The sequence below is a fragment of the Streptacidiphilus anmyonensis genome (genome assembly GCF_000787855.1).
Classification (GTDB): Bacteria; Actinomycetota; Actinomycetes; order Streptomycetales; family Streptomycetaceae; genus Streptacidiphilus; species Streptacidiphilus anmyonensis.
In genome coordinates, this window is the sequence record NZ_BBPQ01000001.1 from 1 (window position 1) to 20,706 (window position 20,706).

The 20,706-nt window shown below is 72.2% G+C and carries 20 protein-coding genes and 2 tRNA genes; 10 read left to right on the forward strand and 12 right to left on the reverse strand.

The genetic code is table 11. The annotated features are described in order from the left end of the window. Nucleotides 1-56: 56 nt before the first annotated feature. The 4 genes from TR50_RS00005 to TR50_RS00020 form a co-directional block, all read right to left on the reverse strand. Nucleotides 57-1,346 (reverse strand): HD-GYP domain-containing protein, encoded by a 1,290-nt coding sequence (locus TR50_RS00005; RefSeq protein WP_369405684.1) that lies wholly within the window; start codon nt 1,344-1,346, stop codon nt 57-59. A 402-nt stretch (nt 1,347-1,748) separates the two neighbouring features. After that, entirely contained in the window at nt 1,749-2,060 is a 312-nt protein-coding gene (rsrA, locus tag TR50_RS00010; protein ID WP_042412181.1) for a mycothiol system anti-sigma-R factor, read from the reverse strand. Then, nucleotides 2,057-2,722, reverse strand: a complete 666-nt coding sequence (locus TR50_RS00015) for a sigma-70 family RNA polymerase sigma factor (RefSeq protein WP_042413115.1) — start codon at nt 2,720-2,722, stop codon at nt 2,057-2,059. The genes rsrA and TR50_RS00015 overlap by 4 nt, the downstream gene beginning before the upstream one ends. A 246-nt stretch (nt 2,723-2,968) precedes the next feature. Beyond that, entirely contained in the window at nt 2,969-3,733 is a 765-nt protein-coding gene (locus TR50_RS00020) for an SOS response-associated peptidase (RefSeq protein ID WP_042412184.1), read from the reverse strand. A 174-nt stretch (nt 3,734-3,907) separates the two neighbouring features. On the opposite strand from TR50_RS00020, the gene TR50_RS00025 reads away from it, so the two are divergent. The 7 genes from TR50_RS00025 to TR50_RS00055 all read left to right on the forward strand — a co-directional run bounded on the left by TR50_RS00025 (nt 3,908) and on the right by TR50_RS00055 (nt 9,957). Beyond that, a complete protein-coding gene (locus TR50_RS00025) occupies nt 3,908-4,618 on the forward strand; it encodes a M50 family metallopeptidase (protein WP_042412186.1) in 711 nt (236 codons plus the stop codon). Nucleotides 4,619-4,816: 198 nt separating this feature from the next. Then, nucleotides 4,817-6,172: a 3-phosphoshikimate 1-carboxyvinyltransferase gene (gene aroA / locus TR50_RS00030; protein ID WP_042412188.1), complete on the forward strand. Its 1,356-nt coding sequence runs from the start codon at nt 4,817-4,819 to the stop codon at nt 6,170-6,172. Between the two features lie 10 nt (nt 6,173-6,182). Continuing rightward, nucleotides 6,183-7,214 carry a ribosome small subunit-dependent GTPase A gene (gene rsgA, locus TR50_RS00035; RefSeq protein WP_042412191.1) on the forward strand — a complete coding sequence of 344 codons (1,032 nt, stop codon included), beginning with the start codon at nt 6,183-6,185 and terminating at the stop codon, nt 7,212-7,214. 96 nt (nt 7,215-7,310) lie between these two features. Then, nucleotides 7,311-7,634, forward strand: coding sequence for a DMT family transporter (locus TR50_RS00040; protein ID WP_042412197.1), 324 nt, complete (start codon nt 7,311-7,313; stop codon nt 7,632-7,634). A 197-nt stretch (nt 7,635-7,831) separates the two neighbouring features. Then, entirely contained in the window at nt 7,832-8,626 is a 795-nt protein-coding gene (gene hisN, locus TR50_RS00045) for a histidinol-phosphatase (RefSeq protein WP_042384403.1), read from the forward strand. Between the two features lie 161 nt (nt 8,627-8,787). Continuing rightward, nucleotides 8,788-9,471, forward strand: coding sequence for a DedA family protein (locus tag TR50_RS00050; protein ID WP_042412199.1), 684 nt, complete (start codon nt 8,788-8,790; stop codon nt 9,469-9,471). Between the two features lie 69 nt (nt 9,472-9,540). Further along, the gene (locus tag TR50_RS00055; RefSeq protein WP_042412201.1) at nt 9,541-9,957 is read left to right on the forward strand and encodes a Fur family transcriptional regulator; all 417 of its coding nucleotides are present in this window, start codon (nt 9,541-9,543) and stop codon (nt 9,955-9,957) included. A gap of 146 nt (nt 9,958-10,103) precedes the next feature. Here TR50_RS00055 and TR50_RS00060 read toward each other — a convergent pair whose 3' ends face one another. The 4 genes from TR50_RS00060 to TR50_RS00075 form a co-directional block, all read right to left on the reverse strand. Then, complete coding sequence (locus tag TR50_RS00060; RefSeq protein WP_152648172.1) at nt 10,104-11,918, reverse strand: tetratricopeptide repeat protein; 1,815 nt, start codon at nt 11,916-11,918, stop codon at nt 10,104-10,106. A 644-nt stretch (nt 11,919-12,562) separates the two neighbouring features. Then, nucleotides 12,563-12,636 (reverse strand) — tRNA-Met (locus TR50_RS00065). Between the two features lie 520 nt (nt 12,637-13,156). Further along, nucleotides 13,157-13,230: transfer RNA gene (locus tag TR50_RS00070), tRNA-Met, on the reverse strand. A 40-nt stretch (nt 13,231-13,270) separates the two neighbouring features. After that, nucleotides 13,271-14,134 carry a UPF0182 family protein gene (locus TR50_RS00075; RefSeq protein ID WP_152648173.1) on the reverse strand — a complete coding sequence of 288 codons (864 nt, stop codon included), beginning with the start codon at nt 14,132-14,134 and terminating at the stop codon, nt 13,271-13,273. 127 nt (nt 14,135-14,261) lie between these two features. Between TR50_RS00075 and TR50_RS00080 the strand changes: the two genes are divergently transcribed. Next, a complete protein-coding gene (locus TR50_RS00080) occupies nt 14,262-14,801 on the forward strand; it encodes a PPA1309 family protein (protein ID WP_042412205.1) in 540 nt (179 codons plus the stop codon). A gap of 202 nt (nt 14,802-15,003) precedes the next feature. On the opposite strand, the gene TR50_RS00085 is transcribed toward TR50_RS00080, so the two are convergent. The 4 genes from TR50_RS00085 to TR50_RS00100 form a co-directional block, all read right to left on the reverse strand. Next, complete coding sequence (locus TR50_RS00085; protein ID WP_042412209.1) at nt 15,004-16,095, reverse strand: YlbL family protein; 1,092 nt, start codon at nt 16,093-16,095, stop codon at nt 15,004-15,006. Between the two features lie 42 nt (nt 16,096-16,137). After that, nucleotides 16,138-16,323 carry a hypothetical protein gene (locus tag TR50_RS00090; protein WP_042412213.1) on the reverse strand — a complete coding sequence of 62 codons (186 nt, stop codon included), beginning with the start codon at nt 16,321-16,323 and terminating at the stop codon, nt 16,138-16,140. Nucleotides 16,324-16,499: 176 nt separating this feature from the next. Further along, a complete protein-coding gene (locus TR50_RS00095) occupies nt 16,500-16,943 on the reverse strand; it encodes a molybdenum cofactor biosynthesis protein MoaE (RefSeq protein ID WP_236654172.1) in 444 nt (147 codons plus the stop codon). A gap of 114 nt (nt 16,944-17,057) precedes the next feature. Continuing rightward, entirely contained in the window at nt 17,058-18,074 is a 1,017-nt protein-coding gene (locus TR50_RS00100; RefSeq protein ID WP_236654208.1) for an NAD-dependent epimerase/dehydratase family protein, read from the reverse strand. Nucleotides 18,075-18,349: 275 nt separating this feature from the next. On the opposite strand from TR50_RS00100, the gene TR50_RS00105 reads away from it, so the two are divergent. Both TR50_RS00105 and TR50_RS00110 read left to right on the forward strand, forming a co-directional pair. Next, complete coding sequence (locus tag TR50_RS00105) at nt 18,350-20,011, forward strand: zinc-dependent metalloprotease (RefSeq protein ID WP_042412235.1); 1,662 nt, start codon at nt 18,350-18,352, stop codon at nt 20,009-20,011. Continuing rightward, nucleotides 20,008-20,592, forward strand: a complete 585-nt coding sequence (locus TR50_RS00110) for an NUDIX hydrolase (RefSeq protein WP_236654173.1) — start codon at nt 20,008-20,010, stop codon at nt 20,590-20,592. The genes TR50_RS00105 and TR50_RS00110 overlap by 4 nt, the downstream gene beginning before the upstream one ends. Nucleotides 20,593-20,706: the final 114 nt, after the last annotated feature.

The window sequence follows — 20,706 nt, forward strand, 5'->3', positions numbered from 1 at the left end:
ACCGGGTTGCGCGGCCTGCGGAGCGGGCCTGTGCCCGTCGGCTGAGCCTCCGGGCGTCATCCGAGGACGCCCGCGCGACTCGGCTCCCGGACGCCCAGCGGCACGTCCGGCGCGTCCTCGTCGCCCGGCCTCGGCCCGGCCGGGCTCCAGCCGTGCCGCCGCACCGCACGGACCAGCGCGGTCACCATCGTCGGGTCGAACTGGGTGCCCGAGCACCGCTCCAGCTCCGTGACCGCCTCGTCCACCGGTCGAGCCCGCCGGTAGGAACGGGTGGACGTCATCGAGTCGAAGGCGTCCGCGACCGCGATGACCCGGGCAAACTCGGGGATCTGATCGCCCGCCAGCCCGGACGGGTAGCCGCGCCCGTCCATCCGCTCGTGGTGGTGCAGGATGCCCTCCCGGGCCTCCCCGAGGAAGCCGATCCCGCGCACCATCTCGTGCCCGAACGTCGGGTGCAGCTGCACCGCTTCGTGCTCGTCGTCCGTGAGCGGACCGTTCTTGCGCAGCACGCGCGTCGGCACGCCGAGCTTGCCGATGTCGTGGAGCACGCCGGCGATCCTCAGCGAGGCGACCCGCTCCTCCGCCATCCGCAGCTCACGCGCGATCAGCACCGATGCCCGGCTGACCCGCTCACTGTGCCCACGGGTGTACTCGTCCTTGATCTCCACCGCCTGCACCAGCGCGCTGACCGTCGCCTGGTGCGCGGCCTCCTCCTGCTGGAACTGGGCGAAGACCCACGAGGACACGGTCAGCGGCAGCAGCACCAGCACAGCCGAGAAGACGCCGTAGCGGCCCTGCCACAGCACCGCCATCATCAACCCGATCAGCCCGTACCCGAGACAGGGCACCAGCGAGCGCAGCAGCACGCCGCCCCACACCGTGCGCGGATCGGCCCGCTCCGCGGTGATCCTGATCCCCGCCGCGAGCACGCCGGAGACCACGCAGAAGGCCAGCGCCGCCGCCACTGTCGGCCCCAGCACGGCCGGGAACTGATGCCGCGCCAGCTCTGCGGGCCCGTCGAGTCCACGGAAGACGCCGGCGGCAGCGCAGGTCGCGAGCGCGAGCTGGGCCGCGTTCCACAGCCGCCGCAGGGCTCGCGGCGGCGCTGCGGGCGCGAGGACCGCGCCCAGCACCGGCACGAGCGCGGCCGACCCCGGCCGCAGCAGGGCCGCGGCGGCGAGCAGCACCGGAAAGAACGCCGCCCAGCGCGCGGTCGTCTCCCCGGCGACAGCGCGGGCCGTCGGCCCGGCGACCGCCCCCGCCCGAGTCTGACGCCGCACCAGCCACTCGCACGCGCAGTGCAGCGCGGCCAGGACCGCGACCCGACTCCAGGGGCCCGTGCCCACCCCGCAGGCTGTCACGCACGCCAACGCCCCGACGATCACCGCCCCCGCGTAGGCCCGCCCCCCACGCGCCAGGGGCTGCCCGCCCGCCTCCGCCACCGACTCCGCTCCGCTTTCGCCATGGTCCCCAGGCCCAGCCTCAGTTCATCGCACAGCGACCGCACAGCAGCGGGCGTTCCACGAAAAACTCCACGATCGGGTGACTGCTTACCCAGGCCCACGGTCTTGATGCGGCCAGGACAGCACGATTTCTTCACAGGCGCGGTTTCAAACGTCCGGTGCGTCAAATCTTGGAAACGGCAAGCCACATGGCGCCGAAAAAGCACAACGGTCCACGTCGGAGGGCCAGAGGGCCGCTCTCCGCGGCCCGGTCCCGTACGTGTCGTGCCCGTCCTGCGGTCGGGCCTACTCGGCCGCGGGGGCGGCCGTGTGCTCCGAGAGGAGGTCGCCCTCGACCGGGAGTCCGGCGCGGATGCGCTCGATGCGGGCCATGACCTTGCCGCGCAGGTCCGCGGGGGCGGTGTCGCAGCCGCAGCTGCGCTTCACCAGCGCCTTGATCGCCTGCTCCAGCCCGTACTTCTCCAGGCACGGGCTGCACTCGTCGAGATGCTCACGCAGCTTCGCGCACTCCGCGGCGCCCATCTCGTTGTCGAGGTACTCGTACAAGTGGTCGAGCACGTCCTCGCACGGAGTGTCGTGGTGGTTGCCGCAGCTCATGAGTCCGCGCCTTTCCGGTCATCCCCCGTGCCAGTACCGGCCGGGACCAGCCCGCGCTCACGGGCGTAGTCCTCCAGCAGGGACCGCAGCTGGCGGCGCCCGCGGTGCAGTCGGGACATCACCGTACCGATGGGTGTCCCCATGATGTCGGCAATCTCCTTGTACGCGAAGCCCTCGACGTCGGCGAGATACACGGCGATCCGGAACTCCTCCGGGATCGCCTGCAGGGCTTCCTTCACGTCGCTGTCCGGGAGGTGGTCCAGCGCCTGCGCCTCCGCCGACCGCAGGCCCGTCGACATGTGCGACTCGGCCCGCGCCAACTGCCAGTCCTCGATCTCGTCCGCACCGGTGCGCTGCGGCTCGCGCTGCTTCTTCCGGTAGGAGTTGATGAAGGTGTTCGTCAGGATGCGGTAGAGCCAGGCCTTGAGGTTGGTGCCCTCACGGAACTGGTGGAAGGAGGCGAACGCCTTGACGAAGGTCTCCTGCAGCAGATCCTCGGCGTCCGCCGGGTTGCGGGTCATCCGCAGGGCGGCCGAGTAGAGCTGGTCCAGGTAGCCCAGAGCGTCCCGCTCGAAGCGCTGTGCGCGCTCCGTCTCGGTCTCCTCGGTGTCCTTCTCGGCGACCGGACCCACCTCCTCAGCGATGCCGTGCGTGCTCGCCATGGAGACTATCTGGCTCTGCGCGGAATCGCCCGCGACAGGCCAGTCGGCCCAGGCGAGGAACGACTGGGCGTTCTCCTCCGGACGGGCGGGGCATGCTGCTGGAACCATGAGCTGCCTTCCACTGACGCGTGCGATCTGACTCGATCCTGTCAGTGGGCTCAACCAGTGCGTCCATCCGTACATTCCCGTTCACGACGTCCCCGCGTCCACGTGATCGGGCCGGTGCCCTCGAGTGCTCAGAACTGCTCAGAAGAGCGTCTCCACGATCTCCTCCGGCTCGACCCGTTCCAGGAGCTCGGGTCCATTGTTGCGGAAATTGCCGACCGCGGCACCGACAGGACGCAACTCCATCAGGCCGGGCGTGGGCGGAGCCAGCAGCGCCTGCAGTTCGTCCGCGTCGGTGAGCGAGCGGTCCAGCCAGTCGTCCCAGCGGTCGCGCGGCAGGACGAGCGGCATCCGCGGATGCACTCCCGCCAGCTCCGGCTCGGCGGCGGTCGTGATGACCGTGCAGGTGGTGAGCCATGCCGCCGGGTCGTCCTCGGGGATGTTCCGGTCCCGCCAGAACTCGTAGAGCCCGGCGAAGGCCATCTCCGCGCCGTCCTTCGGGGTCACGAAGTACGGCTGCTTCCTCGGCGCGCCCCTGCGGCCCGGCTCCTTCTCCGCGGTGTGCCACTCGAAATAGCCGTCGGCCGGGAGCAGACAGCGCCGCGTCGTGAACGCGCGACGGTAGGCGGGCTTCTCGTGGATCGTCTCGGCGCGCGCGTTGAACATCTTCACGCCCACGCCCGGGTCCTTCGCCCAGTTCGGGACCAGGCCCCAGCGCAGCGCCCGAAGCTGCCGCACCGGGTCGGGTCCCAGCTCCCGGACGGGGCGCTCCAGCACCGCGTACACGTCCTTGGTCGGCGCCACGTTGTAGTCGGCCGGCAGCGTCTCCTGGGCGTCCCAGCTCCTCACTTCGAAGAGCTCGACCAGGTCCTCGGGCTTCCGACTCGACGCATACCGACCGCACATGAGTTCCACCTTGCCAGCTCACCGCTCAGGCCGGGGCGGGATCCGCCGGGCCCACCCGATCTCCGCCGGGTCCCGTCGCGGCCGAACCGCGACGTGGCTCTCCGGCGTCCACCTGTGCGAGGCTGCACGCCTCGTCCGACGACAGCGGGAACCGGGAAGCAGGGGCACAACGACATGGAGGCGCACAGCATCAGCCAGGTCTGGGACCAGGTGACCGGCACCCAGACCGCGCCGAGCTCCGCCGTGGTCTGGGCCATGGCCGCGGTCGCGCTGCTGGCGGTCGGATGGCGGGCCGTGTGGCAGCTCACCCGCAACGTGGTGACCATCGCCCACGAGGGCGGGCACGCCCTGATCGCGCTGCTGATGCGCCGCCGTCTGCACGGCATCCGCCTGCACTCGGACACCAGCGGTCTGACCGTCTCCTCCGGCAAGCCCTACGGCCCCGGCATGGTGCTCACCGCCGCCGCCGGCTACGTCGCCCCCTCCCTGCTCGGTCTCGGCGGTGCGTGGCTCCTCTCGGCCGGCCACACCACCGCGCTGCTGTGGGCGGTCGTGGCGCTCCTGCTCGGCGTGCTGATCGAGGTACGCAACGCCTTCGGTGTGTTGACCGTGCTCACAACCGGCGCGCTCTGTTTCTCCGTCTCCTGGTTCGGCGGCCCGGAGCTCCAGGGCGCCTTCGCCTATCTCAGCGTCTTCTTCCTGCTGCTCGGCGGCGTCCGGCCGGTGATCGAGCTGCAGAGCAAGCGCGCCCGCCGCCAGGCCCGCGACTCCGACGCCGACCAGCTGGCCCGCCTCACCCGCCTGCCCGGGATCCTCTGGGTCGGCCTCTTCCTGGTGGTCTCCCTCGGCTCCCTGGCCCTCGGCGCCCGCTGGCTCCTCCCGTAGCAGGCCCACCGTGCCTGGGCCGGACCGTTCCGCGGTCGGTTCCCGTCGGCTCCCGCCGGCTCCGCCGTCGGTTCGTCGACACGGTTCCGTGGCCGGTTCCGTCGTCGGTCTCGTGGTCGGCCGTGTGCTCGGTCTCGTGCTCGGTTCCGAAGTCGCCGTTCCGAGCCCCAACCGGTTCGGGGCCTAAGCTGTGTGCTCATGACCGAGCTGCACTGGCCCGCCCCGACCGCGTCCGATCCCGTGGACGCGGTGGTCACCGTGCCCGGCTCCAAGTCCGCGACCAACCGCGCCCTGGTGCTGGCCGCCCTCGCCGCCCAGCCCGGCTACGTCAGGCGCCCGCTGCGCAGCCGCGACAGCCTGCTGATGGCCGAGGGCCTGCGCGCGCTCGGCGTCGGCGTCGAGGACACCCTCAACTCCAGCAGCGGCGTCGGCGGGGGCGGTGAGGCGTGGCGGGTGCTTCCCGCCCCGCTCGGCGGACCGGCCGCCATCGACGTGGGCAACGCGGGCACGGTCATGCGGTTCCTGCCTCCGGTCGCCGCACTCGCCGACGGCCCGGTCCACTTCGACGGCGACCCGCGCTCGCACGAGCGCCCGCTCGGCGGCGTCATCGAGGCGCTGCGCGCCCTCGGCGCCCGCATCGAGGACGGCGGCCGCGGCGCGCTGCCGATGACCGTCCACGGCACCGGCGGCCTGGTCGGCGGCGCGGTCACGGTCGACGCCTCGAGCTCCTCGCAGTTCGTCAGCGCCCTGCTGCTCTCCGGAGCCCGCTTCCAGCACGGCGTCGAGGTGCGGCACGTGGGCGCCCCGGTCCCTTCGCTGCCCCACATCCGGATGACCGTGGAGATGCTCCGCGCCGCCGGGGCCCAGGTCGACGCGCCCGAGGACGGCGGCGAGCCGGACGTCTGGCGCGTCGCACCCGGCGCCCTGCTCGGCCGGGACGTGGTGGTCGAGCCCGACCTCTCCAACGCCGCTCCGTTCCTGGCCGCCGCCCTGGTCACCGGCGGCACCGTCACCGTCCGCGACTGGCCCGCGCGCACCAGCCAGCCGGGTGACGAGCTGCGGGACCTGTTCACACGGATGGGCGGCGCTTGCGAGTTCACAGCTGACGGCCTGCGCTTCACCGGAACCGGCCGCATCCACGGCATCGACGCGGACCTGCACGCCGTCGGCGAGCTGACCCCCGTGGTCGCCGCCGTCGCCCTGCTCGCCGACTCCCCCTCCACGCTGCGCGGCATCGCGCACCTGCGCCTGCACGAGACGGACCGGCTGGCCGCCCTCGCCCGCGAGTTCAACGCCCTCGGCGGCGACGTCACCGAGACCGAGGACGGCCTGCGCATCGCGCCGCGACCGCTGCACGGCGGCGTCTTCCACACCTACGAGGACCACCGCCTGGCCACCGCCGCGGCCGTGATCGGCCTGGCCGTCCCCGGTGTCGAGGTGGAGAACATCGCCACCACCGCGAAGACCCTGCCCGACTTCCCCGACCTGTGGGCCGAACTGCTCGGGTCGAAGGAAGACCCGTTGCCGACCGCCACCACGGGCGGGAAGGGCTAGGGCCACCGCCATGCGCCGCTACGGCAAGGACCCCGACGAGGACGACATCCGCCAGCGCCCCTCCCGGCGCGGATCCCGCCCGCGCACACGGATCCGGCCCACCCACGAGGACGCCGCCGAGGGCATGGTGCTCACCGTCGACCGCGGCCGGTTCACCTGCCTGGTCGACGAAGGCACCAAGCGCGAGCGTGAGATCGCCGCCATGAAGGCCCGCGAACTGGGCCGCAAGGGCGTCGTCGTGGGCGACCGCGTCGCCCTCGTCGGCGACCTCACCGGCGAGGCGGGCTCCCTCGCCCGCATCGTGCGCGTCGAGGAGCGCGACTCCGTGCTCCGGCGGACCGCCGACGACGACGATCCCTACGAGCGCATCGTCGTCGCCAACGCGGACCAGCTGGCCATCGTCACCGCCCTGGCCGACCCCGAGCCCCGCCCGCGCCTGATCGACCGCTGCCTGGTCGCCGCCTACGACGCAGGCATGGAGCCGCTGCTGGTGCTGACCAAATCCGACCTCGCCGGCCCCGAGTCGCTGCTGGAGACGTACGCGCCGCTGGGTGTCCAGCATGTCGTCACCAGCCGCGACACCCTCGCCTCCGAGGGCGCGGAAGCCGTCCGCGAGCTCCTGCGCGGCCTCTCCACGGTCTTCATCGGCCACAGCGGCGTCGGCAAGACCACCCTGGTGAACGCGCTCGTCCCGGACCGCCAGCGGCAGACCGGCCAGGTGAACGCGGTCACCGGCCGCGGCCGGCACACCACGACCTCCGCGCTGGCGCTGCGGCTGCCCGCGGCGAAGGGCCAGGAGTCCGGCTGGGTCATCGACACCCCCGGATTCCGCAGCTTCGGCCTCTCCCACATCGAGCCGTCCCGCGTGATCCTCGCCTTCCCGGACCTCGAGCCGGGCACGGTCGACTGCCCACGCGCCTGCTCCCACGACGAGCCCGACTGCGCCCTCGACGCCTGGGTCGCCGAAGGCCACGCCGACCCGGCCCGCCTCTACTCGCTGCGCCGTCTCCTCTCCGCCCGCGAGGCCCACGAAGGCGACTGACCTCGGCTTTCGCGGGTGTTGAACCGCCTCGAGATGCCGAAGCCCGGGTCCGCGTCGATCATGGTGAGAAGTGATCGTCGGTCCCGGGAGGACGCTGTGGCCTGGCTACTGGTGATCGTCGCGGGACTCCTGGAGACGGGATTCGCCGTCTGCCTGAAGCTCAGTCACGGCTTCACCCAGATCTGGCCCACCGTCGGCTTCGCCGCCTTCGCGCTCGGCAGCTTCGGCCTGCTGACCCTCTCCCTGAAATCCCTCGAGGTCGGCCCTGCCTACGCCGTGTGGACCGGGATCGGCGCCGCCGGGACCGCGATCGTCGGGATGGTCTGGCTGGGCGAGGCCGTCTCCGTGCTCAAGCTGGTCTCCATCTCGCTCGTCCTGGCCGGCGTGATCGGCCTCCAGCTCAGCGGCGGCGCCCACTGACCGGATCGGCGCTCCACCGATCGGGTCGACGCCCGCCGCCCGGCGAACGTTTCCCGCCGCCCGACGCCCGACGCCCGCTGCCCGCCGCCCGCCGAACTTCTCCCGATTCGTCCTTCTCCGGCTTTCTCCTCCTCCGACGCGCGGCACGGGGTGGACGACGCTGGCCCGGACCGGTCGAGATCGTTACTGTTCGAGGCATGGCCGACTACTCCGACGATCTGCGCCTTGCCCACGTCCTCGCGGACCACGCCGACTCGGTGACCCTCGACCGCTTCCGCGCGCTCGACCTCGCCGTCGAGACCAAACCGGACCTCACCCCGGTCAGCGACGCGGACAAGGCCGTCGAGGACCTGCTCCGCAGCGACCTGTCCCGCGCCCGGCCACGCGACACCGTCCTCGGCGAGGAGTTCGGCACCACCACGGGCCAGAGCCCCCGCCGCTGGGTGATCGACCCCATCGACGGCACCAAGAACTTCATCCGCGGCGTCCCGGTCTGGGCGACCCTCATCGCGTTGATGGAGGCCGGTCCGGGCGGTGAGCAGCCGGTCGTCGGCCTGGTCTCCGCGCCCGCACTCGGCCGCCGCTGGTGGGCCGCCCGCGGTACCGGCGCGTTCACAGGGCGCAGCCTCACCCGCGCCAGCCGCATCCGCGTCTCGGAGGTCTCCCGCCTCGAGGACGCCTCGTTCTCCTACTCCTCGCTCACCGGCTGGGAGGAGCGCGGCAAGCTCGACGCCTTCCTCGACCTCACCCGGGCCTGCTGGCGCACCCGCGCCTACGGCGACTTCTGGTCGTACATGATGGTCGCCGAGGGCGCGGTCGACATCGCCGCCGAGCCCGAGCTGAGCCTTTGGGACATGGCCGCCAACTGCGTCATCGTCGAGGAGGCGGGCGGCCGCTTCACCGGCCTCGACGGCATCCCCGGCGTCCGCAGCGGCAACGCCGTCGCCAGCAACGGCCTGCTGCACGGTGAGGCACTCCACCGCTTGGGCTGAGGCACATCTCTGACTGCGCGTGCCTGATCGTCCGCTCGTCCGCTCGCGTGCCCGCCTGCCCGCGCCGGCCGGGACGCCGGTCACTGACCGCGCGCTTACACGAGCGGACGGTACGCTGACGTTCCGTCCTGTCCCCCTTTCCTTGCCGCGAGGACCGCCGAATGTCGTGGATCAGCGACCACCTGCTCTCGCTCAATGGCACGCTGGTGCTGATCGCCGTCTTCCTGCTCCCCGCTCTGGAGTCCTCGGTCTTCCTCGGGTTCCTGATCCCGGGTGAGACCGCCGTGGTGATCGGCGGCGTCACCGCCTACAACGGCCACACCCAGCTGTGGGCGGTGCTGCTCGTGGCGATCCTCGGCGCGGTGATCGGTGACGGGATCGGCTACGCGGTCGGCAAGCGCTGGGGCGACACGCTCCTCGCCCGGCTGCCGGAACGCCTGATCAAGCCCGCCAGCATCCGGCAGAGCAAGGAGCTGATCCGACGCCTCGGAGGCAAGGCCGTCTTCGCCGGCCGCTTCGCCGCGGCCCTGCGCGCGCTCGTCCCCGGCCTGTGCGGCGTCTCCGAGATGCCCTACCGCACCTTCGCACGATGGAACCTGCTCGGCGGCGCGGTCTGGGCCACGGGCTTCGTCCTCCTCGGCTACTTCGCCGGCGCCGGCTGGCACCGGGTCGAGCACTACGCGTCGGTGGCGAGTTGGATCGCGGTCGGCGTCGGCGCCGTCGCCGTCGTCGGCCTCGTCCTCCTCAAGCGCCGCGCGGAGAAGAAGGCCGAAGCCTGGCTGGACGGGGCGGGAGCTGAGGCCGAGGCGGGAGCTGGGGCCGAGGCAGAGAACTCTGCCGTCTGAGGCGCCTGATCCAGAATTGGATCTTGTCCAAAACCGAACGCTCTCCGGCCCCCTGCTACCCTCTCCCCTATGAGTGACCTGCTGGAACGGCTTCGCGATCGCGGATGGCGACTCACCGCGCAACGACGGGTCGTCGCACAGGTCCTGGACGGCGACCACGTCCACTACACCGCCGACGAGATCCACGCCCTCGCGGTGAACCTGCTTCCCGAGATCAGCCGGGCGACGGTCTACAACACGCTCGGCGAACTCGTCTCCCTCGGCGAGGTGTTGGAAGTCTCCACGGACGGCCGCGCCAAGCGGTACGACCCCAACGCCCGCCACGCCCACCAGCACCTCGTCTGCGATGCCTGCGGCACGATCCGCGACGTCCACCCCGCGGGCGACCCCCTCGGCTCGCTTCCGGCCACCGAGCGCTACGGCTTCACCATCTCCGGCGTCGAGGTCACCTATCGCGGCCTCTGCCCCGACTGCGGCACGGCGTAGCAGGGCCCTGGCGAGGGCGGCGCTCACCGCTGCGGCCGCTGCGGCCCCTTGGGCTATCAGGGCCGCTGGGCTCGTCGGGCCGCTGGGCCGGTCGCGCTGGTGCGGCGGCCGGGGCCGGTGGAACCGTCGCGCCGCCCGTTCCCGCGTTACGCGGAGAGCTCAGCGCTCAGCGCTTCCAGCAGTCGCTCCGCCCGCTCCGTGACGCTGACGGGCCCGAGCTCCGCCGCCCGGACGCACCAGACCCGCGCCTCCCGCAGCTCGCCACGACGTGCCGCGACCAGCGCGAGCCGAAGCGCGGCCCGACCGTGCCCGGCCTCCGCCGCGACGGTGTACCAGCGCAGCGCCTCGGACTCGCCGCCCTCGCGGGCCAGCAGCAGGCCGAGGTTGAACGCGCCGCTACGGCTGCCGCCCTCGGCGGCGGCCCGGTACCAACGCTCCGCCTCCTCGGTCTCGCCGCGCTCCGCCGCCCGGACGCCGATGCGCACCTGAGCACGGCCGTGTCCGGCTTCGGCGGCCTTGCGGTACCACCGCTCCGGGTCCTCACCGCGCCCGCCGGTCTCGTCCTCGTACCGCTCCAACAGCACCGCGAGACGGAACGCACCCTCGACCGAGCCACCCTCGGCGGCCTGGCGGTACCGCGCCGCAGCCGCGGCCAGATCGCCGCGCCGCTCCTTCGCGACGCCGAGCTGCAACGCAGCATCCGCGTGGCCCTCGGCAGCCGCGCGGGCGTACCACTCCTGCGCCGAGTGCAGTTCGCCGCGCTCCGCGTGCAGGATGCCGAGGTTGTAGGCGGCGTCGACGGAACCCGCCTCGGCCGCCTTGCAGAACCACGGCTCCGCGCCCGGCGTGTCGCCCCGCTGCAGCAGCATCACCGCCAGCGCGTTGCTCGCCTCACGGTGTCCCGCGTACGCCGCGCGCCGGTACCACTGCTCGGCCATCGCTTCCTGGCCACGGGCCGCCGCCATCAGGCCGAGGTTGAAGGCCCCGTTGTGGTCTCCGGCGTCGAGGGCGGAGCGGTACCACTGCTGCGCCATCTCCGTCTCGCCCCACTCGTCGTGGAGTGCGCCGAGCGCGTTGGCGGCGGTGCCGTCGCCGGCCTCGGCGGCCTCACGCCACCAGTCGGCGGCGCCGACCGCGTCGCCCTGGTCACGCAGCAGGAAGCCCAGCGCGCAGGCCGCGCGTGCCTCGCCCGCCTGGGCCGCCTGCCGGTACCAGCGCGCCGCCTCCTCGCGTTCGCCGCGCGCCTCGAGCAGGTGGCCGAGGCGCAGTGAGGCCGCCGTGTGGCTGCGCGCCGCTGCCTGCCGGTACCACGGCTCGGCCCCTGCGGAATCTCTGGCGCCTTCGCGCAACCGCCCGAGCCGGTAGGCCGCCTCCCGGTGGCCGACCTCGGCGGCCGTGCGGAACCACCGCTCGGCGCGGGCCGTGTCGCGGCGGTGCTCCAGCAGGTCGCCGAGGGCGTAGGCGCCACCGGTGTGTCCTTGCTCCGCCGCCTGAAGCAGCCAGTACTCAGCGGCGGGCTCGTCGCCGCGGTCGCGCAGATGCAGTCCGAGGGCGTGCGCGGCGGGCGCGCTGCCGGCGACGGCGGCTTCGCGCCACCATGTACCCGCCTCGTCGCGGTGTCCGCGCTGGTGCAGCAGCACACCGAGGTTGTTGGCACCGGCCCGCAGTCCGGCCGCGGCCGCGCGGCGGAGGTAGGGCTCGGCTGCCTCCAGGTCCCCCCGGCGCAGCAGCAGGGCGCCCAGCAGGCTGGCCGCCCCGGCGTCGCCGGCTTCGGCGGCCTCGCGGTAACGCTGCTCCAGCGCCTCCCGCTCGCGCGCCGCCAGCACCTCTTCGAAGCTCTCCGCGCCCGCCGCGCTCTCCCCGCCGAACGATGCCTCGCCCGCGGCGACGGGATCGAGGTCGCAGCCGACGGCCCCGCCGTCGATCGCCTCCTCGTCGATCGCCGCGTGGCCGGCCGTCACCCCGTCGAGCCTGGAGCCCGCGAATGTCGCCGCGGTGGGGGGCGCCCCGGCATCGGCCGGGGCGCCGTCCGGTCTCATGCCTTCGGGCTGCACCGGATCGACAAGCACGTGGTCGGGTTGCGCAGGGTCGCGATGGCCAGGAGCGGGAAGCGGCGAGTCGAGGAGCACCTGAGCGGGCAGAGCCGTGCCGTTCGACTGGGCATCCTGGACGCGCTGCGAAGGCAGCCGCCCCGCCTGCTCGGCCCCTGTCGGGCCTCCAGCCATTACCGACATGTCGACTCCCGCGTCCGCCGGGGATGCGGGCACCCCTGGTACGCAATCGCCCCTGTGGAGCTCATCGTCGCACCATCCGCAACCCGCGTACACCTGGTATACCGCAGCTTGTGAGGGTACTTCAGCGCTTTGTCGATATCGCGACACATCTACCGTGCGACACCTGTGCGAGTGCCCGCCCCCAGCCTGGCTCCGACCTCCCGCGACCCCCATCTTCCCCTGCGGAGAGTCGATAAGACTGCCCGTCAGATTCCGCACCCGTTCGGCAGAGCCCCGCGCGTGTCGGCGCGTCCGGGGGGCGGTGTCGAGCGTGAGCAGAACATCTCCGACATGCGACAGGCCCGGTGCGTGTGCACCGGGCCTGTCTTCAGTAGCGGGGACAGGATTTGAACCTGCGACCTCTGGGTTATGAGCCCAGCGAGCTACCGAGCTGCTCCACCCCGCGTCGTTGTGCTTCTACTCTACGACGGCACGGCCGATCAGAGCAAATCGATATAACCAGCGGTGAGGCTCCAGGCCTGCGTCAGCAGTATCGGTCGATCTTTAGCGGAGGCCTGAGGCTCCCAAAGTCGTTCGACGGTCCATCGCGGCAGCTGGCAGGCCCCGCCATATGGAGCCACTCGACGCCCTGACGGAACTCGCACGGCTGGCGCAACTGGGTCACGACTGTCCGGCCACCTGTCCGGGTGGTCGGCGCTGAGGAGTGGATTCGAATCCGTCACGGCCTCCGATTCGGGCAAAGGTTCCGGGGAACGGTGACGGCAGTCCCGAGGCCGGGTGGGATCGGGATCTTCGTCGACATCGGCCCTCCCTGACGACTTCGCCCAGCGGAAGGCCGACTGGCGGCCGGACTGGCCCAGAACGTGCCGGTGGTCACTGCTGACGGAGCGACCGAACCGACAAGCAGCTCTCGAACGTGACGACGACGAAGGCCCGGTGCGTATGCACCGGGCCTTCGTCTTGAGTAGCGGGGACAGGATTTGAACCTGCGACCTCTGGGTTATGAGCCCAGCGAGCTACCGAGCTGCTCCACCCCGCGTCGTTGTGTCTCAACCATAGCACGTGCTCAGAGCAGTCCCTCAACCGAGATAACGGACCAGCAGCGGGTAGACCCCGCCCACCAGGCCCGAGCAGACCACCAGCAGCCCGAGCCCCGTCAGGGCCGGCAGCCAGCGGTGACGCAGAGGAACGGTCAGGAAGAGCACCGCGCAGATAAGCGCGACCCAGCACAGCAGCGACTTGGCCTGGAGCCAGGCGCCGAGCTCGCGGGGGCCCAGTTCGCCGGCCCGGCCGACGATCTCGAACCGGTCCAGCCAGTACGCCGCCGCCTTCAGCCCCAGCAGCACGGCGCACAGCACCGACAACTGCGCCCGCGCCGCGGCGGTGCTCCGTCTGCGCCGGTCCTGAAGTTGCAGCCCGCCGTACAGGTAGTGCACCGCGCCTGCGGCCGCCAACGAGGCGACCATCGCCGCGAAACCGAAGTCGACCAGGAAGCGGTACCAGGGGACCGTGGTCAGGTAGAAGCCCGAAGGCCGGTGCAGGATCGGATCCCGCACGCCCCATTCGGCGCCGCGCACCGTCTCCTGCCACAGCTCCGCGTGCGTGGCCGCGGCGGCGCCCGCGAGCACCCCCGGCACGCCGGCGACAGTCGCCAGCAGCACCGGTTTGCGCCCCGCGACAAGCTGACGGCACGGGTCCAGGCTCACCTGCTCGGGTGACATCACGCTCAACGGCTGGCGCAACCGGTGCGCGAGCCAGCAATTGCCACCCACCAGCAGCGCCATGACGGAGCCGAAGACCAGGAACAGGCTGAACTGCGCCCAGGTCGGTGCGACGAGCACCGCCAGGGCACCCAGCATCAGGCCAGCCGAGATCGCCGAGGCCAACGGCAGCACGCGCGGACGGCGCCGCGTCGGGCCGGGCGTCGGCATCTGGAATACCAAGGCGGGTCCTCGGGGAACTCGTCGTCGACTGGGCAGGTCGGCCCTGCCCCGGCGGGGTTCCAGGGACCGCTAGTCCAACTCCGACGACGATTATTTGAGTTCCCGCTTACATGTGAGGATATGGAGCATGTCCGACGCCACACCCCCCGCCGCCCGCCCGCTGACCCGCGCCGCACTCGAGATCGACGAGTACGTCGCCGGCCTCGGCTGGGACCAGCCCGCCCGCCTCTTCGCCCTGGTGGACACGGGCAAGCTCCTGGCGAACGAACCCGCCCTGGCCCGTCAGCTCGGCCTGGAGCCCGGAGCCGAAGGCGAGCTGACCCCGATCGAGCAGGAAGAGCTCCCTCGCGACGCCAAGCTCGACGAGTTCCTGGGCACCATCGCCTGGCCGGACGCCGTCGCCGGCTGCGCCCTGGTCGTCGAGCGGCTGATCCTCCCGCCCTCCGCCGAGTCGCAGCTGCCCAAGGGCAAGAGCGAGCGCGAACTGACGGCCTTCGTGGCGAGCCACCCGGAGCGCCAGGAGGTCAGGATGACGGTCGCCGTGCTGCGCGACGGCACTCGCGAGTCCGCGCTGCGCCTGCGCGAAAAGGACTCCTCCCGTGAGGTCCTCACCGGTCCGGACCTAGTCCCCGGCCTCGCCGACGCGCTGCTGACCACGTTCAGCTGACCGTACGGGCGGCCCTGGCGAGTCGGCCCTGGTCGGGCCGACCGACCCGGGGCCGACCCGAGCGTCCGCCCTGGTCTCCGACCGCCTGCCGGCCGCCCGCGCCCGCCTGGCCGCCTGGCCTCTTGGCCTGCTGGGCCTCTTGCCTCCTGGCCTGTCTGGCCTGTCTGGCCTGTCTGGCCTGGGCCTACTCGGTCTACTCAGCTTACTTGGTCGTGCAGGAGGGCAGCGCCGAGGTGTTGCCCGAGCGGATCTCCGAGAGGGCCTGGAGCGCCCCCTTGAGGCTGGTCTCCTTGACGAGGGTGAGGCCCTTGGGCGTGGAGGCGGCAGCCTCGGCGCAGTTGTCGGCCGGGGTGAAGAAGTACTGCGCCCCGGCGTCACGGGCCGCGATCAGCTTCATGCTGATGCCGCCGATCGGCCCGACGTTTCCGTCGGCGTCGATGGTGCCGGTGCCAGCGATGAACTTGCCGCCGGTCAGGTTGGTGCCGTCGAGCTTGTCCACGATGCCCAGCGCGAACATCAGGCCGGCGCTCGGCCCGCCGACGTCACCGAGGTTGATCTGCACGTCGAACGGGAAGGTGTGCTCGACGTCCGGCTGGATGCCCACCATCGCCTTGCCGGTGTCCGGGTTCTTCGCGGTGGTGATCGTCACCTTCTGCTCGACGGCGGCCTGCTGGGCCGGCGTCTGGGTGACGTCCGAGGTCTTCGCCTTGGGGATCACCGTGAAGACCACGTCCTGGCCCGGCTGGTGCTTGGTGACCAGCGTGGAGACCTGCTGCGGGTCGGTGACTGGCGTGCCGTCCACGGCCACGATCACGTCGCCGGCGTGCAGCTTGCCGACCGAGGGGCTGCCCTCCACGACCGCGGCGACCACGACCTCGGCCTTGACCGGGTACCCCAGGCTGCTGAGCGCGGCGGCCTTGGCGCTGTCCTGCGAGGCGGAGAACTCCTCGGCGTTCTGCTGCTGGGCCTGCTGCTCGGTCTGGTTGTCGGGGTAGAGCGTGCTGTGCGGCACGATCGCCATGTCGCTCTTGACCCAGCCGATCAGCGCGGAGACCAGGCTCGGCTGGTAGTCCGCGCTGCTGACCTCGACCGTGGTCATGTTCAGGTTGCCGGTCGTCGGAAAGGTCTGGTGACCGGTGATGACGATGACCGGCTTGCCGTTCTGCTCGCCGAGCGTGTTGTAGGTCGGCCCGGGGCTCATCTCGGCATAGGGCGCCGGCACCACGAGGGCGACGCAGAAGAGCGCTATGAGCATCAACGTGGCGGCGAGCATCGTCGCGGAGCGGCGTGGCATGGCACGACAGTACGGGACGCGCGCGCAGTCGCGCCCGGCGGACTAGGCTTCCGGCCGACCGGTCGTGCGCTCCATGGCCTCGCGGAACCGCTCGTAGCCCTGGACCGAGTCCCGGTCGCCCGTCGTACGGGTTCGGGAGGACCAGGTCACCCAGAGTCCGGCGAACACGCCACCCACCAACGGGATGATCCACCAGGCGAGCACACCCATGTCGTTCTCCCAGATCATCGTGATATCAGCAGACTAGTGGCTGATCGGCACAACGATCACCGGGCCATGCCGGTCACGCACCCGATCCATACCCGTGCGACGAGTGGTCGAGACAGTTTCCGGCGTCCCGGCCGCGTCGGGCCGGTGTGCGCGCGGGGTGGCAGGGGTTGCTCCGGGCGGGTTGCAGCGACCGCTCAGCAGGCGGCGACCCACTCCTCGGCGCCGTCGACGAAGCGCTGGTGCTTCCAGATCGGCACCTCGTGCTTGAGGGTGTCGATCAGGCGCCGACATGCCTCGAAGGCCTCACCACGGTGTGCACAGGAGACGGCCACGATCACCGCGACGTCGTTGATCTCCAGCAGTCCGACCCGGTGCACGGCGGCGAGCGCGAGGACGGGGAAGTCCGCACAGACCTTCTCGGCGACCCGGCGAAGCTCGGCCTCGGCGGTCGGGTGCGCGCTGTACTCCAGGGCGGTGACGCCCTTGCCGCCGTCGTGGTTGCGGACGGTGCCGATGAACACGTCGGTTCCGCCGGCGGCGTCGTGCTGCACCGCGGCACAGACCTCGTCGAGCGACAGCGCGGTCTCGCGCAGCGCGAGCAGGCGGATCGGGTCGTCGGCCGTCGTGTTGGGGCTCATGGCCTCCATGATGACGGATCCGAGACGCGTCTCAAGCATCGATTCCGCATCGTGACATTCAACTTCCATTGTTGGCCCGGCTGTCTGGCGCTCGCACGCCGCAGGCGCTCACCCTCAGACGCGCCTCCGCTTGCGGGCCCGACGCACCAGCGCCGCCGTGCCCACCAGGGCGACCGTGGCTCCGGCCGCACCGAGGCTGGTCGCGGCGTCCTTGCCGCTCAGGCGGCGGCCGGCCACCGCGTGGTTCCCGGAGACCTGGGCCAGCAGCTCCGCCAGCACGTCCTCGTTGCTGTGACGCGGCCGCCAACCCGCCTCGTGCAGCCTGCTCCCCGAGACCACCCAGGGATACATCGTGTAGGCCAGATCGCCCGCCGGCGCCGGAGTCAGACCGAGCCGGTGCAGGCGGGCCGCCGTCCCCAGCGCGAGCGAGGCGGGCAGTTCCATCCGGCGGATGCCGGTGATCTGCTCGACCTCCTCCTGCTCCAGCCAGCCGTCGCAGCCCACGGTGACCTCGCCCTCGACGAAGCCGAGCGCGGCGTACTCCAGGGCGGTGGTCAGGTCGTCGACATGACAGAACTGCCAGCAGGGCCGGGAGCCCGCGACCACAAGCAGACGCGGCGCCTCGAAGTGCCGGGTCAGCACCGTGTCCACCCCCGGCCCGACGAGCACCGCCGGACGCAGCACCGTCACCGAGAGCCCCGGATGGACATGCGGCGCCCTGCGGGCGAGGCGCTCGATCTCCAGCAGGTCACCCACGAGAGTGGCCTCTTCGGTGGCGCGAAGCGGCGCGTCCTCGGCCATGGGGACCTCGTTGTCGGCCAGGGCCCCGTAGACCATGGCCGAGGTGCACAGCACCACCCGGTGCACTCCCGCGGCCGCCGCTGCCGTGATCACGGTCTGGGTGCCCCGCACGTTGTAGGCCGACCGCGCCTTGGGATCCGACTCCATCCCGAGGTCGAGTGCCAGGTGAACCACCACGTCCACCCCGGCCAGCCGCTCGGCCACAGCCGGGTCCCGGACGTCGAGGACCCGCCACTGGACGCCCTTGGCCTCGCCGCGACGCTCGTCGATCGCCAGCACCCGCCGCACCCCCTGGGCCTCGGCCAGGCGGCGGACCAGCCGCTCGCCCATGCCGGAGGCCGCGCCGGTGACGGCCACGACCAAGGGCGGTCCTGTGTACTCGGCACGGTCCACCTCGGCCTCCTCCGTACCCGCCGGACCCACCTGGTCACCGGTCAGCCGAGAGCGAACGTCCGAAGGCGGGGAACTCACCGGCTATCCTCCACGGTTAGTTTTGATGCGTACGTAAGTGTCACGTACCGGTCCATCCTGCCCGAGGCCAGGGCATGGCGGTGCACCCGGCACCCGCCGTGTTCCGGCGCCGGCCTATCAGATCGAGGCGACTCGTGAGCGACATCCCCTTCGGCTTCGGCCTTCCCCCCGAGGAGCCCGAGGAGGGCAAGGAGGGGAAGCAGGGCGGCTCCGGCAGCCAGGGCGGCTCCGGCGGCCACAACGACAAGGGCGCCGGCGGTGGCGGCGGCTCCGACAGCGGCGACAGCGGGAGCTCGGGGAGCGGCTCCGGCAGTGGCGGTCAGGGCGGCAACCCGTTCGGTTTCGGTTTCCCCGGTTTCCCCGGCCTGCCCGGCGGTCCGGGCGGCTCCGGCGACGCCGGTGACAACCCCTTCGCCGCCCTCTTCGGCGGTCTGAGCCAGAACGACCTGGGCGCGGCGTTCCAGCAGCTCGGCCAGATGCTCTCCTTCGACGGCGGGCCGGTCAACTGGGAGCTCGCCAAGAACATCGCCCGCCAGGCGGTTGTGCAGGGCACGGGCGAGGAGGGCTCCAAGGAGCGCTCCGTCGCGGAGTCGGAGCGATCCGCCGTGTCCGAGTCGATGCGCCTCGCCGAGCTCTGGTTGGACTCCGTGACGGCGCTGCCCGCCGGTGCGGCCGCCGCCGTCGCGTGGAGCCGCGCCGAGTGGATCGAGGCCACCCTGCCGACCTGGCAGCAACTGGTGGACCCGGTCGCCGAGCGGGTCGGCTCGGCGATGGGCAGCGTGGTCCCCGAGGAGATGCAGGCCATGGCCGGCCCGCTGCTCGGCGTGATGCGCAGCATGGGCGGTGCCATGTTCGGCACCCAGATCGGCCAGGCGCTCGGCGCCCTGGCGGCCGAGGTGCTCGGCTCCAGCGACGTCGGCCTGCCGCTGGGCCCGGCCGGCAAGGCCGCGCTGCTGCCGCAGAACATCGAGCTCTTCGGTGAGGGGCTGTCCGTGCCCGCCGACGAGGTCCGCCTGTACCTCGCCCTGCGCGAGGCCGCCCACCAGCGCCTCTTCGCCCACGTGCCGTGGCTGCGCCAGCACCTCTTCGGGACCGTCGAGGCATACGCGCGCGGCATCAAGGTCGACACCGCCCGCCTGGAGGATCTGGTCGGCCAGGTCGACCCGACCAACCCCGAGTCGCTGCAGGAGGCTCTGGGCGGCGGTCTGTTCCAGCCCGAGGACACCCCCGAGCAGAAGGCCGCGCTGGCCCGGCTGGAGACCGCCCTCGCCCTCGTCGAGGGGTGGGTGGACGCCGTCGTCCACGCGGCCGCGTCCCCGCACCTTCCGCACGCCGCGGCCCTCCGCGAGACCCTGCGCCGCCGCCGCGCGACGGGCGGCCCGGCCGAGCAGACCTTCGCCACCCTGGTCGGTCTGGAGCTGCGCCCGCGCCGTCTCCGCGACGCCTCCCGCCTGTGGGCCTCACTGGCCGACGCCCGTGGCACCGACGGCCGCGACGCCCTCTGGGGCCACCCGGACATGCTGCCGACCGCGGCCGACCTGGACGACCCGGACGGCTTCGTCCACGGTGCCGCCACCCCGGATCTCGCCGATGGTGGCATCGACTTCTCCAAGCTGGACGAGATGCTCAACGAGGCTGCCGGGCGACGCCCCGGCGCCCCCGGCGCCGAAAAGGGCCCCGACGACGGCTCCGACAAGGACGGGCCTGCGGGCGAAGGCCAGTCGGCCGACGAGACCGGCGAAGGAAAGCCGGGCAACGGTGACGAGGACGAGGGAAAGCCGGGTACCGAGCAGTGATCTCGCGCCCCGAGACGATTTCCCTGTCCGCCCTCCACGCCGACGCCGTGCGGACGCTGAGCGCCTGGAAGGCGCCCGACCCCGAGCAGGACCTGCTGCGGCACGACTACCTGGCGCACCTGGACGCCCGGGTCGACGGGGTCTGGCGCAGCTGCCGTCCCGCCCACATCACCGCGAGCGCCCTGGTCGTCGACGCGGAGAACAGGCGGGTGCTGCTCACCCTGCACCCGAAGGTCGGCCGCTGGCTCCAGCTCGGCGGTCACTGCGAGCCGGAGGACCCGACCCTGGCCGAGGCCGCCCTGCGCGAGGCCCGCGAGGAGTCCGGCATCGTCGACGGCCTGACCCTGATCGGGGAGGGGCCCGCCAAGCTGGACCGCCATGCGGTTCGCTGCGCCGGCAAGGACCAGCCGGAGAACACCCATCTGGACGTCCAGTACCTGGTCCTCGCCCCGACCGACGCGGTGGCCCGGATCAGCGAGGAGTCCCTGGACCTGCGCTGGTTCCCGTGGGACGGGCTGCCTGTGGACACCGACGCCTCGGTTCGGCGGCTGACCGAGCTGGCCGGACTCGCGCTGCGCTGAGCCGGCTGGGGGCGCTGGCGGCGGACCGGGTCGGGTGATGCCGGGCCGCCGACGTGCGCCGGCATGAGGGGCGCCGGGATCAGGTTCGCCGGGCGGCGGCGCAACGGCCGGAAG

Coding starts and splice junctions, on each gene's coding strand:
- rsrA (WP_042412181.1), bottom strand. CDS start 2,060: ATGAGCTGCGGCAACCACCACGACACTCCGTGCGAGGACGTGCTCGAC.
- TR50_RS00015 (WP_042413115.1), bottom strand. CDS start 2,722: ATGGCGAGCACGCACGGCATCGCTGAGGAGGTGGGTCCGGTCGCCGAG.
- TR50_RS00020 (WP_042412184.1), bottom strand. CDS start 3,733: ATGTGCGGTCGGTATGCGTCGAGTCGGAAGCCCGAGGACCTGGTCGAG.
- TR50_RS00025 (WP_042412186.1), top strand. CDS start 3,908: ATGGAGGCGCACAGCATCAGCCAGGTCTGGGACCAGGTGACCGGCACC.
- aroA (WP_042412188.1), top strand. CDS start 4,817: ATGACCGAGCTGCACTGGCCCGCCCCGACCGCGTCCGATCCCGTGGAC.
- rsgA (WP_042412191.1), top strand. CDS start 6,183: ATGCGCCGCTACGGCAAGGACCCCGACGAGGACGACATCCGCCAGCGC.
- hisN (WP_042384403.1), top strand. CDS start 7,832: ATGGCCGACTACTCCGACGATCTGCGCCTTGCCCACGTCCTCGCGGAC.
- TR50_RS00050 (WP_042412199.1), top strand. CDS start 8,788: ATGTCGTGGATCAGCGACCACCTGCTCTCGCTCAATGGCACGCTGGTG.
- TR50_RS00055 (WP_042412201.1), top strand. CDS start 9,541: ATGAGTGACCTGCTGGAACGGCTTCGCGATCGCGGATGGCGACTCACC.
- TR50_RS00080 (WP_042412205.1), top strand. CDS start 14,262: ATGTCCGACGCCACACCCCCCGCCGCCCGCCCGCTGACCCGCGCCGCA.
- TR50_RS00085 (WP_042412209.1), bottom strand. CDS start 16,095: ATGCCACGCCGCTCCGCGACGATGCTCGCCGCCACGTTGATGCTCATA.
- TR50_RS00090 (WP_042412213.1), bottom strand. CDS start 16,323: ATGATCTGGGAGAACGACATGGGTGTGCTCGCCTGGTGGATCATCCCG.
- TR50_RS00095 (WP_236654172.1), bottom strand. CDS start 16,943: ATGAGCCCCAACACGACGGCCGACGACCCGATCCGCCTGCTCGCGCTG.
- TR50_RS00100 (WP_236654208.1), bottom strand. CDS start 18,074: ATGGGCGAGCGGCTGGTCCGCCGCCTGGCCGAGGCCCAGGGGGTGCGG.